The sequence below is a fragment of the Aureibaculum marinum genome (assembly GCF_003813905.1).
Taxonomy (GTDB): Bacteria; Bacteroidota; Bacteroidia; order Flavobacteriales; family Flavobacteriaceae; genus Aureibaculum; species Aureibaculum marinum.
In genome coordinates this window covers 214111-230237 of record NZ_RPFJ01000002.1, presented here as the reverse complement: position 1 = coordinate 230237, position 16127 = coordinate 214111, and the positions used below count along the sequence as shown (strand labels likewise).

At 29.3% G+C, this 16127-nt stretch carries 11 protein-coding genes and 1 CRISPR repeat array (1 of these 12 running past the window's edge); of the genes, 3 read left to right on the top strand and 8 right to left on the bottom strand.

Going from position 1 to position 16127, the window contains the following annotated elements:
• Positions 1-2168: a CRISPR direct-repeat array (repeat unit 46 nt; unit sequence GTTGTGAATTGATTTCAAATTGTATTTTTACGTGAGCAATCACAAG) (it extends 461 nt beyond the left edge of the window).
• 138 nt (positions 2169-2306) lie between these two features.
• From cas2 to cas9, 3 genes are read right to left on the bottom strand one after another with little or no spacing between them, the layout of a single operon-like run.
• Entirely contained in the window at positions 2307-2651 is a 345-nt protein-coding gene (gene cas2, locus EGM88_RS01690) for a CRISPR-associated endonuclease Cas2 (protein ID WP_123896234.1), read from the bottom strand.
• A 22-nt stretch (positions 2652-2673) separates the two neighbouring features.
• The gene (cas1, locus tag EGM88_RS01685; protein WP_123896233.1) at positions 2674-3564 is read right to left on the bottom strand and encodes a type II CRISPR-associated endonuclease Cas1; all 891 of its coding nucleotides are present in this window, start codon (positions 3562-3564) and stop codon (positions 2674-2676) included.
• Between the two features lie 5 nt (positions 3565-3569).
• On the bottom strand, positions 3570-8126 hold the full coding sequence (cas9, locus tag EGM88_RS01680; protein ID WP_123896232.1) for a type II CRISPR RNA-guided endonuclease Cas9: 4557 nt from the start codon (positions 8124-8126) through the stop codon (positions 3570-3572).
• A gap of 540 nt (positions 8127-8666) precedes the next feature.
• Between cas9 and EGM88_RS01675 the strand changes: the two genes are divergently transcribed.
• The 3 genes from EGM88_RS01675 to EGM88_RS01665 all read left to right on the top strand — a co-directional run bounded on the left by EGM88_RS01675 (position 8667) and on the right by EGM88_RS01665 (position 10457).
• Positions 8667-8999: an ArsR/SmtB family transcription factor gene (locus EGM88_RS01675; RefSeq protein ID WP_123896231.1), complete on the top strand. Its 333-nt coding sequence runs from the start codon at positions 8667-8669 to the stop codon at positions 8997-8999.
• Positions 9000-9095: 96 nt separating this feature from the next.
• A complete protein-coding gene (locus EGM88_RS01670; RefSeq protein ID WP_203229411.1) occupies positions 9096-10106 on the top strand; it encodes a permease in 1011 nt (336 codons plus the stop codon).
• A gap of 12 nt (positions 10107-10118) precedes the next feature.
• The gene (locus EGM88_RS01665; RefSeq protein WP_123896229.1) at positions 10119-10457 is read left to right on the top strand and encodes a hypothetical protein; all 339 of its coding nucleotides are present in this window, start codon (positions 10119-10121) and stop codon (positions 10455-10457) included.
• 68 nt (positions 10458-10525) lie between these two features.
• On the opposite strand, the gene EGM88_RS01660 is transcribed toward EGM88_RS01665, so the two are convergent.
• The 5 genes from EGM88_RS01660 to EGM88_RS01640 all read right to left on the bottom strand — a co-directional run bounded on the left by EGM88_RS01660 (position 10526) and on the right by EGM88_RS01640 (position 16118).
• Positions 10526-11545, bottom strand: a complete 1020-nt coding sequence (locus EGM88_RS01660) for a cytochrome-c peroxidase (RefSeq protein ID WP_123896228.1) — start codon at positions 11543-11545, stop codon at positions 10526-10528.
• Positions 11546-11603: 58 nt separating this feature from the next.
• Positions 11604-12482 carry an MbnP family protein gene (locus EGM88_RS01655; RefSeq protein ID WP_123896227.1) on the bottom strand — a complete coding sequence of 293 codons (879 nt, stop codon included), beginning with the start codon at positions 12480-12482 and terminating at the stop codon, positions 11604-11606.
• 38 nt (positions 12483-12520) lie between these two features.
• Complete coding sequence (locus EGM88_RS01650) at positions 12521-14509, bottom strand: TonB-dependent receptor plug domain-containing protein (RefSeq protein ID WP_123896225.1); 1989 nt, start codon at positions 14507-14509, stop codon at positions 12521-12523.
• Between the two features lie 4 nt (positions 14510-14513).
• Positions 14514-15437: a hypothetical protein gene (locus EGM88_RS01645; protein ID WP_123896223.1), complete on the bottom strand. Its 924-nt coding sequence runs from the start codon at positions 15435-15437 to the stop codon at positions 14514-14516.
• 315 nt (positions 15438-15752) lie between these two features.
• Positions 15753-16118 carry a hypothetical protein gene (locus tag EGM88_RS01640; RefSeq protein ID WP_123896221.1) on the bottom strand — a complete coding sequence of 122 codons (366 nt, stop codon included), beginning with the start codon at positions 16116-16118 and terminating at the stop codon, positions 15753-15755.
• Positions 16119-16127: the final 9 nt, after the last annotated feature.

The following is a 16127-nucleotide window of genomic DNA, read 5'->3' as shown; positions in this document are numbered from 1 at the left end:
GAATTGATTTCAAATTGTATTTTTACGTGAGCAATCACAAGCGACAAACATTTTGCCAATTGCTGAATGTCGTTGTGAATTGATTTCAAATTGTATTTTTACGTGAGCAATCACAAGACGTATGTAGCACCAATTAATTCAGGCGGTGTTGTGAATTGATTTCAAATTGTATTTTTACGTGAGCAATCACAAGTAACATTCTCAAAATCAAGATTATTTGCATGTTGTGAATTGATTTCAAATTGTATTTTTACGTGAGCAATCACAAGAATTGGATTAGATGTTTATGAAGAGATGCAGTTGTGAATTGATTTCAAATTGTATTTTTACGTGAGCAATCACAAGTATTTACGATATGCTTAAATTAATAAAACCGTTGTGAATTGATTTCAAATTGTATTTTTACGTGAGCAATCACAAGGTAACCGTTAATTAGTTCTAGTGCTTTTTCGTTGTGAATTGATTTCAAATTGTATTTTTACGTGAGCAATCACAAGGTTTTAAAAATTTCTTTTATTACTCGTAAGTTGTGAATTGATTTCAAATTGTATTTTTACGTGAGCAATCACAAGCCGTCTTTGTCATATCCAATATCTTTACGAGTTGTGAATTGATTTCAAATTGTATTTTTACGTGAGCAATCACAAGTAATTCAGATAAACTATTTGGTCATCTTTCGTTGTGAATTGATTTCAAATTGTATTTTTACGTGAGCAATCACAAGTAAGTACGATTCTGAAGAATTGACAAGCGGGTTGTGAATTGATTTCAAATTGTATTTTTACGTGAGCAATCACAAGTCTTTCCCTGCCATTAGCACGGGGTCAACAGTTGTGAATTGATTTCAAATTGTATTTTTACGTGAGCAATCACAAGAATCATTCTCGTAATGTAGCTGTTCATCTTGTTGTGAATTGATTTCAAATTGTATTTTTACGTGAGCAATCACAAGAGCAAATGAAAGATTAAGAGAACTAGACAGGTTGTGAATTGATTTCAAATTGTATTTTTACGTGAGCAATCACAAGCCTTTTCCTCCTGCTTCGCTTGCCATTTTGGTTGTGAATTGATTTCAAATTGTATTTTTACGTGAGCAATCACAAGATACGTGTTTATTAGCTGGAGTTACAGCATGTTGTGAATTGATTTCAAATTGTATTTTTACGTGAGCAATCACAAGGAAATTGCTATTGTTGTGGGTCATCATAAAGTTGTGAATTGATTTCAAATTGTATTTTTACGTGAGCAATCACAAGTATTGCTAAATTATCTAAAGGCGTTTTCGAGTTGTGAATTGATTTCAAATTGTATTTTTACGTGAGCAATCACAAGCCTAAGTTATTAGTTTTTGAAACCTTATGTGTTGTGAATTGATTTCAAATTGTATTTTTACGTGAGCAATCACAAGCTTTAATCGATTTAAACATATAATAAAATGGTTGTGAATTGATTTCAAATTGTATTTTTACGTGAGCAATCACAAGAAATTATTGAACGTGCTATTGAGCACGTAAGTTGTGAATTGATTTCAAATTGTATTTTTACGTGAGCAATCACAAGGAAATGCTATTAGGCCGTAATGATTATTATGTTGTGAATTGATTTCAAATTGTATTTTTACGTGAGCAATCACAAGCAAGAGAGAAAAAACATTTAGACCTAAAGAGTTGTGAATTGATTTCAAATTGTATTTTTACGTGAGCAATCACAAGTCCTTAAATTTATAATACCCGCCCTTGTCTGTTGTGAATTGATTTCAAATTGTATTTTTACGTGAGCAATCACAAGTCTAATACGCGGTCAATTGAGTGTTTTTTTGTTGTGAATTGATTTCAAATTGTATTTTTACGTGAGCAATCACAAGTAATTTTAATTTCAAAGAACATGCTGTTGGGTTGTGAATTGATTTCAAATTGTATTTTTACGTGAGCAATCACAAGTGCCGACAAGCACACAATTACTTTCGGATTGTTGTGAATTGATTTCAAATTGTATTTTTACGTGAGCAATCACAAGTAATTTTGATGTTGGTGCAAGAATTACAGGGTTGTGAATTGATTTCAAATTGTATTTTTACGTGAGCAATCACAAGACAACAAACCCCCAACAATCGGGATTAATAGTTGTGAATTGATTTCAAATTGTATTTTTACGTGAGCAATCACAAGGTCAATCCTGAAGTATTGAATAAAATCAATACTTCAGGATTTTTTTTAGAATTAAAAAAAATTAAGTTTAACCAATAATTTAATTTTTAAACCTTGTTTTTTTTGATTCTATTTAAATATTGTTTTTAAAGATTATTTTTAAAATAATTGTAATTGTTGTACAGGTTGTGGCATATCAACTTCTTTTTCACCATGAAACAATTCCATACTTCCAAATTGTTTATCTGTAATTTCTAAAATGCAAACTTTTCCATGTTTAGGCAAATTCATTTTAACACGTTTGGTATGTACTTTAGAGTTTTCTCTACTTGGGCAATGACGTAGATATATAGAAAATTGAAACATTGTAAATCCGTCATCAATAAGTTTTTTTCTGAATAGACTTGCTGCTTTTCTTTCTTTTCTAGTTTCGGTTGGTAAATCAAAAAATACAAGTACCCACATAATTTTATAAGCATTAAAACGATTAGATTCTTGTAGCATAAGTTGAAATAAATGATTTATATTAGTTAAGCACTGGGTATTTTAGTTGGCGTAACTCACCAAAGTAGCATTTGTATAGGCTTGCGGTTGTAGTAGTTACGGCTACAAGTAATGGTCTTGTTACTCCATTGATAACAACATCTTGTGTAGCTATATTTAATAGATAAGCTTTAACTTCTTTTGTTAATTCTTCTGTTTTTCCGTTTGCTGCTATATAATTATAAACCATTTTATCCACAAAAGGTCTGTAAGGTTCCATTATATCGTCTGCCAAACAATAAGGGTTGTATTTATTACGATGAAAGATACCCAAAACAGGTAGCAAACCACTACTTACCAATGCTCTAGCTATTATACTACGCAATACAGCGTAACCAAAGTTTAGAAGATTATTAGGTTCAGAACCAAATCTTTCTCTTGTAAAATTTTCGAACAAGTGTTTCCAGTAATATTGTGCAGCTTTACCTTCACAATTTGTGGTGTCTCCACTTTTTACTGATTGCCAATAAACATCCATGTGTTTATAAGGCTTTTTATAATATGCCAATAAAGATTGTTGGTTTTTAATTTTTTGTTCTACAGTTTGTTTCCATAATTGTTTTTTTAAAGGCTCACTAGCTTCTAATTGATATTTTACTCTTTCAGAATGTTCTGTATGTCCATAAAGAGGTAACATTACTCCGAATGGTAAGTGGTGTGCATCGCAATTAATAATAACTACATTGTTGCCTTGCAAGCGTGTAATAAGTTGATTGCTAATTGTGATTTGGAAATGGTCTAGCATTAACAACGCCATATCTTCAATTGGTACGGTTCCCTTTATTTCGTTTGTTTTGGGGCATTGTACAACCAGTTGGTTTTGTTTTATTTTTAAATAAGAAGGGGTGCCAATATATATAGATTGTTTAATCATTGCAATTATTTTAAAACTTGGATTATTTTTCCTAGTCTATTGGTTTTTAGTTTCCAACACCTATCTTTAATTGATTTACCTTTTAAATCAAACTCTAGTTTATTCAATTGTGTAAACTCATATTTTTTTTGTATTGGACTCGCAATGTTGTTCGGTATAGCATAAAGTCTATTTCCTGTAAAGCTTACTACTTTATAAATATTATTTACTTGATTGTTAGTTAACTTTTCAAAATTTACTAGGCTAGGGTTATCAATTTCTTCATCAGTAGGTACATAAACAAGATCATTAGGAGATAAAGAGAATAAAAACTGTCCTTTTTCTTCTTTGATAGGAGTTAATGGTGTTTTTTTGAATTCTTCTTTAGGTAATGTTGCACGCCATTTTTGATGTTCAATCACTTCAATTAATGGAATAGTTTCATAAACTCTTTTTTGCTTAGAAGCATCCCAGTAAATGGCAAAAAATAAGTTTGTGCCTTTTGCAGCTTCAACATATTTATCTTTTTTATTGCCAGTTTCTCCAATATTAAATTTATTGCCTATTTCGTATGTTCTTACCTTATAAATAGGTTGATGTTGTTTTCCATTGTTAAGAGTGATAATATTTTTATTAAGACTATCAAGGCCTTCTGAATTAAAAGCCAAATCAAACCTTTCTTTTCCTTTATCGTCAATATAATTTTTTAGATGATTTTCTAAAATAAGTTGAATTCCAGAATCTGTAATACTTTCTAATTGTTTACGAGTAAATTTTTCTGATAAAGCGACTCTACTAGCCGTTGCTTCAACAATTTCATAAATATCAACTTTATCTATTTTTTTACCATGGATGTGAATAGGATTATCTCTAAAGTATTTTTTTAAAAGTTTTAAGTTAGATTTGTAAAATTTAGCCTTTTCTTTAACTATAGCTTTTATTTTTTTGTCTATAATTAATTCCCAATTTTCTATAGCTTTATTTAAAGAAATTGGATTTTTTCGCTTCTTTTTTATAAGAACTTTACCATATACTGTTTCTGTGTGCATAGGCTTTCTAATAGCCCAATTATTGCCTTTAGTTTGTTGTATTAATTGTTTTTTTAATTTTCCATCTTTTTCTACCCATTGCCAAGTTTTGTTGTTAGACTTATTTATTACTCGTAAATTTTGTTTAAAACTAACAACAATTTTTTCTAAATTATTTTTTGCTTCCGAAGTAAAGTTATACCAAGGAAGCAAGAAGTTTTTAGTATAATGACCTTCTTTATTTTTTATAAGTAAAGAATCTCTTAAACTATAATTTTTCTTTTCACTATTTAAAGTGTTTAAGTACTGTATATGTTTCCTGTGAGTACAAGCTACTACTAAAGCATCCAAGGCATGGTGTCGGTGATCTATTCGTTTTTTGTTAAATCCATAAGCTATTTCGTCTGGTACTTGAGTTCTAAAAGCATTAATTTTCTCGTCCCAATATCCAAAATTACTTGTAGAGGTCATTTTATTTAGTCTTATAAAACGAGGAGCAATCAATTCGTTCCACTTATCATTTAATCCCCAGTCATTTTTTAATTTTGAAGTTATTGCACCGGTAACAGGAATTAAATTTTTGGAAGTTGCTTCTTGTTCATTTTCTTGTCTAACAATATTAGACAATAATCCTTTAATTAGTTTACTAATATATCGGCTATCATTAAGTTGTCTATTTATAAAGTCCTCAGGAATTTCTTCACTTAATAATTTTTTTAATTTGCTTCTGTTTCTTTTAAAATAATTACTACAGTGGTTTTCGTAATCTTCTAGTTTAAATAGTTTAACTGTTTTTCCACCTCCTAAATCAACAATTCTTCCTGAATTATTTTTTATAAATTCATATGCAGTTTTGTTATCTTTTAATTGATTCACTTCACTTTCGCAAATTATTTTATTGCTTAAAGAATTGTCAAAAAAACGAGATTGAGGTATAATGTGTTCTATTTGATAGTCTGTTGTAAAAAGTCTACTAAGTGGTATTATCTGACCTGTATAAGGAGAAATATATCCTTGTTCTAGCCAAAGTCTATACTTGGTTATTTCAGCCTTAGTGGGTGCATTATTTTTTCTTATTTTCTCAATTTCATCTGATGTTTCATTTGAACTTTGATAAACACCTTCTTCATAAATTTTTAATATTTCTTGTTGACTAGTAGAATAAGGTTTAATATTTTTTATACCTTCATCTTTTAATTCTTGTAATATAGATTTTATTCTTTGATTTGTATTTTCATTCTCTTTGTTTCTATCAGATATTCGTTTCCTTTTGTCGGCAGAATTTTTCATCTCCCTACCTAACTCTACATGTATTTCATCAAAGAAATTTTCAGCACTATTACCATAATATTCCCAAATACTTTTAACAACTCTTAAGGTTTCGGTAACTACCTGTTCAACAATAGGGTTTCTTAAACTATGTTGTTTAAAATTTTTCAAATACTTTTCTATATCCATTGGTGTTTTCCAATAGCTAGAAGTGTTGTTTTCTGAGTGTCTGTTATAAACAGCATAACAGGCTTGATATGTGTTTAATCCTTGTAATGCATTTTTGTTTTTAAATTCAATAAAACTTTTTAATAAAGGTTTTGGAATATCATCATCTGTAATGTTTTCGTCTATTTTAGTTTTATCAAAATCAATAAAATTTAATCTTTCTAATATATTTTTGATACGCTCTTTAACTTCTAAATCAACTTCATTTTCATTCCAGTATTTACCTTTACGCATTAAAGGCAATAACTTTTTAATTGCCTTTTCAGAATATTGACCATACTCATTTTTAAAAGGTGGGAATTTTATAAAATTATCTATAAAAGAATCAATATCTAAATTATGTTTTTTAGCAAAAGTTTTTAGGGCTTGTTCAAATTCTGTTTTATCCTTAATAGAATAGATAATATGCCACAAGCTTTGTTCAATTTTTGGCGTTAAAAAGGTAATGGGATCAATGTTTTTTACTTTACTTAATCTTGACAGAAAATTAGCTTTAGTTTCGTTACATGGATATTTTTTATCTTCAACATAATTCCATCTAATATTTTCTTTATCACTTTTAGTTATAACTTTATTAGTAATAAAATATTGAATAATGTTTTTTTGATCAACTTCTTTTCTGACATTTAAAAAGTCAAATAAATTCACATAATCTTCATCTGTTTTTATAAAATCACTAGTTACGTCTCTATCTAATTTGGTTTTGTCATAAATCTTAAGATTTGCTAAAAACTGCCATAGTCTAAATTCTTGGTATAGAGGATTGGATTTTGAGATTGCTTTTAAAGGTTCTTTTACAATTATTTCTTTTACTATTTTCTTTTCATCTTCAATTAGTTCAATCTTCTTTTTATAAGTTCGAGTTTCATAACTGCAATTGGAAATGGTAGATTTTTTACTCTTTAAAGGTCTTTGATAAAAGATGATGTCATTTAAAAATAAATAAGTGAAGTCTTTTTCTTTTATATTATTTTGATGAGCTTCATTTCTAGGGTATAACTCTTCTATGCTTTTTTTGTATAAGTCTCTATTTTGAAGTTCCGGATGATGTTTTTTTTGTTCTTTTAATATTGCAGAAAGCTCTTTTTTGTAAAGTTTCCTTTCTATAGTTTTTATTAATTTACCTTTAATCTTTTGTGAAGGGTTGGCAAGTAGTGTATCAAAAATATATTCGCCAACTGTTTTCTTTGAATTTTTTATACTTTGTTCGGTTTTCTTTTTTAATAAATTCCAATCATCTTCTTTTGGAGCTCTAAAACTTCTCTTTTCTTTTCCATCTTTAGATATTGTGGTAGTAATGATAAATTCTTTTGATGTGCCTATCCAATTGTCTAACGGTTCTTTGCTTTGTCTTCTGTAAATCCAATCATTTTCTAAAATTACATTATACCATATACCTTTATTATTTTTATCTTCAGTAGGTATTACATCTTTAACTTTTAAAGTATAGAATTCTTCTTGTTTGTTATTATCAGTTTCTTCTTCCTCACCTCTTAATTGATAATATCCTCTTTTTTGATTAAAGTTGAGTATTATCCATGCTAACTCTTCTTTTGATATTTTTTTCGAAAGAGCTTTTTTTCTTAAATAATAAATTGTCCAGTCTAGTGGTATTTTTGTGTTTTGTTTCTTTTTAAGAAATACTTCAACCATTTCGTTAAAGCTATCCATGAATATAAATTCATATTTGCCAGATTCATTTTTTTTATAATTTAATTTTACCTCTGTATTCTTTTTAAACTGCCCAAAATGTTTTTCAAAATCGATACTTTCGGCATAATGCTGAGGTAAAAAACCTAAAATATTTAATATCCTATGAAGTCTTTCTCTTCGTAATAAATTTCGTTGAATTAATCTGCGAACTCCTCTATATCCAGTTCTTTCTGAAGTTTGTGAATGAGACTGACCTGAATCAAATTTACCCAATATATCTTGTGATATTGGAATAATTCTACTTCCAATTCCATCAATTTTACCTTCCTTTTTATCAAAATTTTGTTGAGTTAAGGCCCAACCAATAGAGTTGGTACCTAGGTCTAAACCTAATATTCTTTTCATGGTGTTTGGGTTATAATAAGTATTTACTGTTTAAAAATAAGAATTTTTAAAAAAAATAAAAAATTCCTATATTTGAAAACAATTTGAAATCAATTCACAATAAGGATTATTCCGTTGTGAAAACATTTAAAGTGGCATTTGTTAATTCAGGTGTCGCTTTTTTTTATAGTTTAAAAATTTATTTAACTAAAATAAATAGTGTTTGTTACCCAAAGTAATTTGCAATGTGTTTGTTTGTTGGAAAAGATACAGTTGATTTTATTATAATATTTAAAAAAAGATAGTAATTGCATACTATGCTATTATTGTGTAATAAATTCAGTGTCACTTAATGTTTTTATAATATAAGAGTTTCTTTTTCTTTAGTACCACAGCTTAGTTTTTTTGTTTAATTAGAGGAGCTTTATTTTGATGTCATCGCAAGAGTATCTAACGCTATTTTATACCTTAATAAAAAATTATTGCTATTTAAAATAATCTTTTTACATTTGCCACTGTTTTGTCATATGCAATTTTACGCATATGATTAAAAATGAAAAAATGGACAATTATATAAAAGTGTTTAAAGCATTATCTGATACTACAAGATTAAAAATAATGTGGTTATTGATGAATATTGATGAGAAAATTTGCGTTTCAGAAATTGTTGAGGTATTAGAAGTTTATCAGTATAATGTATCACGCCATTTGAGAATATTAAAGGATGCTAATTTAATTGAAGAGGTAAAAGAAGGGAAATGGGTTTTCTATCATTTGACTCCAATCAATACTAAATTTCAAGACTTGATACAAAAATCAATTCATAGCATTCCTGAATCTGAAATGAGAAAGGAAATGGTAAAATGTAAAGAGTTGTTGGCATTAAGAGACTAAAAATAAATGAATTAAAAATAATAAATAGTATTTTTTTGCAATAACATATGTGTTAAAACGCATATGTTAAACATTAATCTTTAATAAACAATTATTATGAATGAAAAATTAAATTTAGCGTTAGATGAATTTATTCATGTTGGTGCAGTTTTAGTATTAATTATTGCCTTAGTATCTATACTTACAGGGCTAGTTCGAGCATTTATACCTCAAGAAAAGCTCCAGAAAAGATTAGCTAAAACCGGTAAATATAGTGGGGTAATGGGAGCCTTATTAGGTATACCAACACCATTTTGTAGTGCTTCTATGGTACCTGTATCTATGGGAATGATTGAAATGGGAGCTCCATTTGCTATGGTGTTTTCATTTTTACTGGCTGCTCCATTAGCAAATTTTGTTGTGGTTGGATTTATTTTTGGTGTTTTTGGTTGGAAAGTCGCGTTAATTTACTTTTTAGTTGTTTTTTTAGGAGCAATAGTATTTGGAACTATTGTAGGTAAAACTTCATTAAGATATGAGGTAAAACGTATTCAATTAGGTTCAAAGCAAACTGCAGTATCTTGTACATCACAGCCCGAGGTTAGTTGTGGGCTTACTTCTGATAAAGCAAAACAATTGAGTATGAATTCAGTGGCATGTGAAGCCAATACATCTTCAAAATTATCCGACACGGCGTGTGGTCAAATTGCACCATCAAAAACAAAATTTAATGAAGCATTAACTTTTGGGTGGGCATTGTTTAAGCGTATTTTTCCTTATGTAATTATTGGAGCTCTTATTAGTGCTGTTTCAGCCATTTTTGTACCCGATGCTTGGGTAGAAAAATACTTAGGGAATAATAGTCCGTCTGCAATACCAATTGCTGCAGCTATTGGAATTCCTTTGTATTTGAGAATTGAAATGGCAATACCAATTTTAAGTGCATTAATTGCTAAAGGTATGAGTATGGGGGCAGCCATGTCCTTAATAATTGGTGGTACAGGTGCTAGTTTACCTGAAATAGCAATTATTTCATCGATGTTAAAACCTAAAGCTATTGCGGCATTTATAGTTTCTGTACTGTTAATGGCAATGGTCGGTGGTTTTATATTTTACTTTTTGTATTAAAAATTTTAACCAATGTCTATAGTAAACTATATGAAATCAATTTTTAAATGGTGCCCATATACCTTGGCAGTACAAAAATGTATAACCCTAATAAATGGCAATAACAAAATAGATAAACCAAAAGATAGTAAAATAATAGGGTACAAAAATGGAATAAAAATGGGCAGGAATATTACGCTAGTAGGCGTGTTTTGTCCATTTTTTTGGTATACTTTAATTTCAGGAAAAAGTACAACCATTATTCTAATGAATGCAATGCATTCAGGTATTGTTATTGTTATAGGAATTTTAGTAATGCTGTTAAGTTATTTAGCATTATTAAACTACCAAAATAGTAATAAAAATAAATAAACTTTATTATTGTAATGGGTAATACTTAGCATTATATCATGGGTAATTTCTAAGGTAGAAAATTTAGTTTATTGGTTTATAAACTCATAATCACTTAATGTTTTTAAGAAGGAAATAAGGGCTTGTTTTTCTTCTTCTGTTAACGGAATTCTATTGTTATTTTCTTTAAAAATAGGATCTAGATTTTCTGCATTTAAAACGCCATTATCAAAATAATCTAAAACATCTTTTAATGTAGCAAATTGTCCAAAACTACCATATGGAGCTGTAAATTCAATATTTCGTAACGAGGGTACGCGAAAACTCATATAATCATCTAAATTTCCTGTTACTCTAGCACGGCCTGCTTCGTCGGTATTTGGGTTTATAGGAAAGCCAATGTTTCTAAAGCTTTGATCTGTAAACAGTTCAGTACTGTGGCAATTTGCACATTTTTGATTAAAAATTTGATAACCTTGTGCTTCATTTTCAGTAAATGATTCTCCTTCATTACGTTTTATTTTGTCATATTTACTGTTAGCAGAAATTAAGGTATATTCATATTGAGCTATGCTTTTATAAATCCGTTCAGGAGTAATCTCTTTGTCTCCATAGGTTTTATTGAATAAATCAATATAATCTTTTTCTGTTTCAATTTTACCTATAACTTCAAGAATGGAAGAGTCCATTTCTTCGTGTGTTATAATAGGTACGAGAGGTTGGTTTTCTAATTGACGTTTATTACCATCCCAATTATAGAATTTCATAAAAGCTAAATTTTGAATAGGGGGTGTATTTCTTAGTCCTATTCTTCCTTCTATTCCTATGGCTAATGGCTTCTTATCTGTAAATGCATTTGACGGTATATGGCAACTTGAACATGAAATGGTGTTGTTAGCACTTAATTTATTGTCAAAGAATAGTTTTTTACCTAATTCAATTCCATATTTTGTTGGCTTATTATTAGTTACTGCATCATTTAATTGAGGAAAACCAGTAGGAATGTTTAATTTTATTTCAGGATTGTTATAAGAAACTGGGTTGTAATCGTCTGTATTACAAGATGCTAATAGCAGTATTAGTGTAATATTTCTTATTATTTTTTTCATGTAAAATGAATTGAAAGCCGGTATGATACAATATCATAACCGGCTTTATAATTTAAATTTAGTTTTCTACGCTTGTTATAGAAAACATACCTTTAGTATTTGTAGAACCATCACCACCAAGGTTATTAACAAATTTTGTCATTTGTACTGCGGTATGGATGTTTGGTGTTGCATTATCAGACATACTAGATCCTGAGCTAAGTGTAATTATTTCACTATCTCCACTTAATAAGTGGTTAAAATCTGCTTTGATAATAATTGTTGGAGCATTACTGCCTACAATTGCACTTATAGGAAGATCTAATACAATATCTCTATAAGCATCAACACCTTGTACTAAAGCTTCTCCTGTTGGATCTTCAGGGTCTTCATCAAGGGTGCTACCTGTATGAATAGACAATTCTTTATGGTCTGTATCATAAAAACCTTCAATTTTTGTAAAACGGTAACCAGTTCCCCATTCCCACATCATTTCAGTATCGTTTTCTTCAGCTGCTGCATAAAAATTAGGAAATCTGACTTGATCTAAAGTATTTAATTCAGTTTTTATACCTAGGCCAAATTTAATTTGTGTATATTCTGCTGTTGGAATTTCGTTTAAAACATATTGTAATGTTTCAGGTTTTGAATGGTCAACAACAGTTGCTCCATTATCTAAATCGTTAATGTTATAAGGAATTTCTATTCCATCTGCATTAACCAGACGAATATTACTTATAATATATTTTAATTCAGAAAAACGATGAACTTGTCCTGCTTCAGAAGTGTTAACTGTAGCACTAGTAGAACTTGCTTCTCCAAGAACTATAGTAGTGTTGTCAAAAGTGTTGTTAAACGATAATGTTACATTGTTAGCAACAGGTGTATCGTCATCATCACAAGATATAAACGCTAATGATAATACAGCTAAGAAAAGATACTTTTTTAAATTTTTCATGTTTTTTGATTTTGATTATTATTTGTTTAATTGTTATTTTAAAAATTAATTTTTATTGACGTAAAAACATTACGTCCCATTCTTGGAATATTACCCCAGTCTGCATAAGTGCTATAGAATTCATTAAACAAATTCTCGGCACCTACCTGTAAAACCGTTCTGTAATTATTGATATAAAAGGTGTAGTCTGCAGAAATATTCCAATTGGTATAAGAAGGTGTTTCATCTTCTCCATATTCAGGACTATAATTAATCTGTTTTAAATCACCATTTAGTGAAGTGAACAGTCCTAAATTTTTAAAAGAATAATGAAGTGAGGTCTGGTAACTAAGCGGACGAATAAATGGTAAATTATTTTTATTATCATCTAAACCTCTTGCATAAGTTAACATTCCTTTCCAGTGCAACTTCTTAAAAATAGTGTATTTTGTATTTAATGAGAAATTAAATAATGAGGCATAATCTAAAGATGTATACCCTTTAACTCCCACAGATTGATAGTTCATTGGGCTTCCTAAACTTAAAATTCTTCCGATGATGTAATTTTGAATATAGAAATAGTTTATTTTGGCCTGAATGCTTCCTTTGTTATTTTTAAAACCAGCACTTGCATTAGCCTCATAAGAAATTTCATTTTTTAAATCAGGATTTCCTATATAGTCATATCTGTCAAAACTATTATAAATGTAATAGCCATAGCCTTCTGAAACAGATGGAGCTCTATGTCCATATCCACCTCCAACAGAAAAATTAAAATCAGCTATATTTAGCTGATAGCTAGTATATAGATTTGGAAGAAATCTTGTTTTTTTCTGTGAAGCTCCAGGATTGAAAATCCAATTGAAATCAACATATTTAGAGTAGTTGTAGTTTACCCCAAAAGTTCCTCCAAAATTTAATAAGCTTTTTTTAGAAATATCCCAAGAATTATTTACAGAAAGTCCTGCATAACGTGTAGTAACCCAAGGCCAGCTATAAGCAAACATGGTTCTTTCACTACGGTCTTGAGGATACATTCGCATTTCTGCAATAGATAAATTATCGTATGCATTTAGCTGTATTTCTGAAGCATAATTTTCCTTTTTTAAATTAATTTTAGAAACCAATCCATAAGTTGTGCTCCATCCAGGCATATCCATATGAACCAAATTTTCTGGACGCGTGGTGTCATCCATATAATGTTCAACAGCATTAAAATAAATTTTTGTATCCCAAACCTTTATAAGTTTGTTTTCAAAAAATTGTTTATATGCAGCAGAAGTAATTAGAGCTCTAGAAAGAGATAAATCCATAGGAAGAGCTGGAAAACCAACATCTTTTGCCTTATCAAAAATAGCATCAACTTTTATTGATGATAAAGGGCTAGTTTTATAAGCTATACCTACAGATGTGTTAAACTTATCATACTGTGAGTGATTTACTTCGTTGTTTTCTCCATCGTAATAATTCTCTGCTTTTCTATACGAAATACTACCCTCAGCTACCAGCTTGTCACTAGAATAAGAAATGTTGCCAAGGTTAAAATACTGATTGTTATTAAATTCAAAACCAGTTTGATAGGCTCCACTCCATTTTTTGCTAAGTCCGAAAGCTGTACTTTTCCGTTTTAAGTCTATACTTCCTGCTACTGTTGCTCCATGCATGCTACCTTCTTGTCCAGATGTAATATCAATTTCAGAAAGATTATTGCTTTCTACATATGATGTTACCGGATCCATTTTGTCAGTACAAGCCCCAAAAATATGCATACCGTCAATAGTTATTGTTGAACGTTCTGTACTCATATTATTAAGCAGAGGTTCCCACGCATAAGCTCCACGTTTAATAAAGCTTATGTTGTCAGAAGAAGCTAAAAATTCATCAACAGAAACTGCCATTTTCATCTCAGTTTCTATTTTCTTTTTTCTTACCGCAATAAGTATTACCTCATCCAATACAGTAACGGAACTATCCTTTTTTATTGGTGTTTCTTGAGCATTTACAACTGTTACCAATGCTACTAGTATTATAAAAGTTATTAGTTTCATTGGCTTAGAATAAAATGTCAATGTAAAGTTCACTTTTAGCACCTTCAATTCCTGGGGTAAAATCAGTAGGAACTTCTGTTCCTTTTATAACTTGTCCGTCTTGGTTTTGAAAAATAAAATTCAAGGTCCAGTTTCCCGTCATTGTATAATTAACAACACCATAGTATAAACTATCACTTTGTTGTGTTAAATTTTTATTGTTAGGCGATGAATGATTACCCATAGATGGTTCTGGCATTCTAGGATCTAACAATAAAGTATGACCTTGAACTATTGAATAAGAAAACTGTGAAGGGTCAGGAAAAACACCACCAACATTTGTTGGCTGATTGTATTTGTAAATTCCAGCAACCAATTCGTTTTCAGCAACTCTTGGTTTTTGTGGAGAAATTAATGCAATAAAATACTGTTCATTATTGTTTCCTGTAAACGATGTCATGTTTAAATTCATATTAGTCTGTTTTTCAACAGAAATAATTTGATTAACCGAATGCGTTTGATTATTGTCAATAAAATTGATGTACAATTTCCAGTTTGCACTTGCATCACTTTCGCTAGTAAATACAGAGTATCCTAAATAATAACCTTCTGAGGTATCATAATCTAAATTGTATTTATGCGGACAAGAAACTTTATTACCATTAGTATCAGTTAATATTGGTAAAAAATTTACTTCTAAATCCTCTAAATTTTCACCAGTTTGTTTGTTGAAAATTTTTAGATGAATTTCGTTATAACCTTTATAAAAAGTACCGTTTAAAGCTTCAATACTAATTGTATAATTTCCAGTAGTTACTGAGGCAGCTTCTTTAAAATCAACATATTCTGTTGTTTCAACACTGATTTCAGCTTCAAAATCTGTTTTGTCTATTGTGCAAGAAGTTGCCACAACAAATAATACAATTACAATAAAATGTAATGTTTTCATTATGTATTGGTGTTTAATTTAAAACTAGTTAGATGTAGTAGCCTTACCCCAATAAATACAATACTTTTTACAAGAAAAGTATTGTATTATATTAGTTAATTATATTTGTTATAACAGCTACTAATATTGCTTCAAAAAAATGGAACTCAACAAACCCAAGAGAGCTATAAAAACTTTTGATATAAAATTTTCATACAACCCTAGCATATTTTCAATTTTAATTAAATAGATAATAGGTATAGGTATTGCTGTTTGTTACTAAATTAATTAGTAAAACAACGCTCGGAATTTTTGAATTTCTATTGTATGTAGAAATTAAATAATAGGAGGGTGAAAAATGGTGTTTATATAATGAAATTTATAAATTTTATTATATGTAGCTATTAATTTGTTAGTCAGTTCTGTTGAAAATGGAAATAAACAGTTTATGATAATTTTTTGAAAGAAAACGATAGAATACTCTACAATAAAACTATGATCTTTTTCATTGTCTTTTTCAGAATCGGACGCTTTTGCTAGCTGTTTTGCTAAATAACATTTACCGTCGCAAGTAGATTCAGGGATATCTTTATTAACACAAAGTTCATTTTTTATATAATCGTAAAAGGCAGCATATTCCAATAAAGGAATCATAGGCTTAAAAAGCAAGTATAAAGATAATATTAGAGCTGCTATTTTCACGTTGCAAAA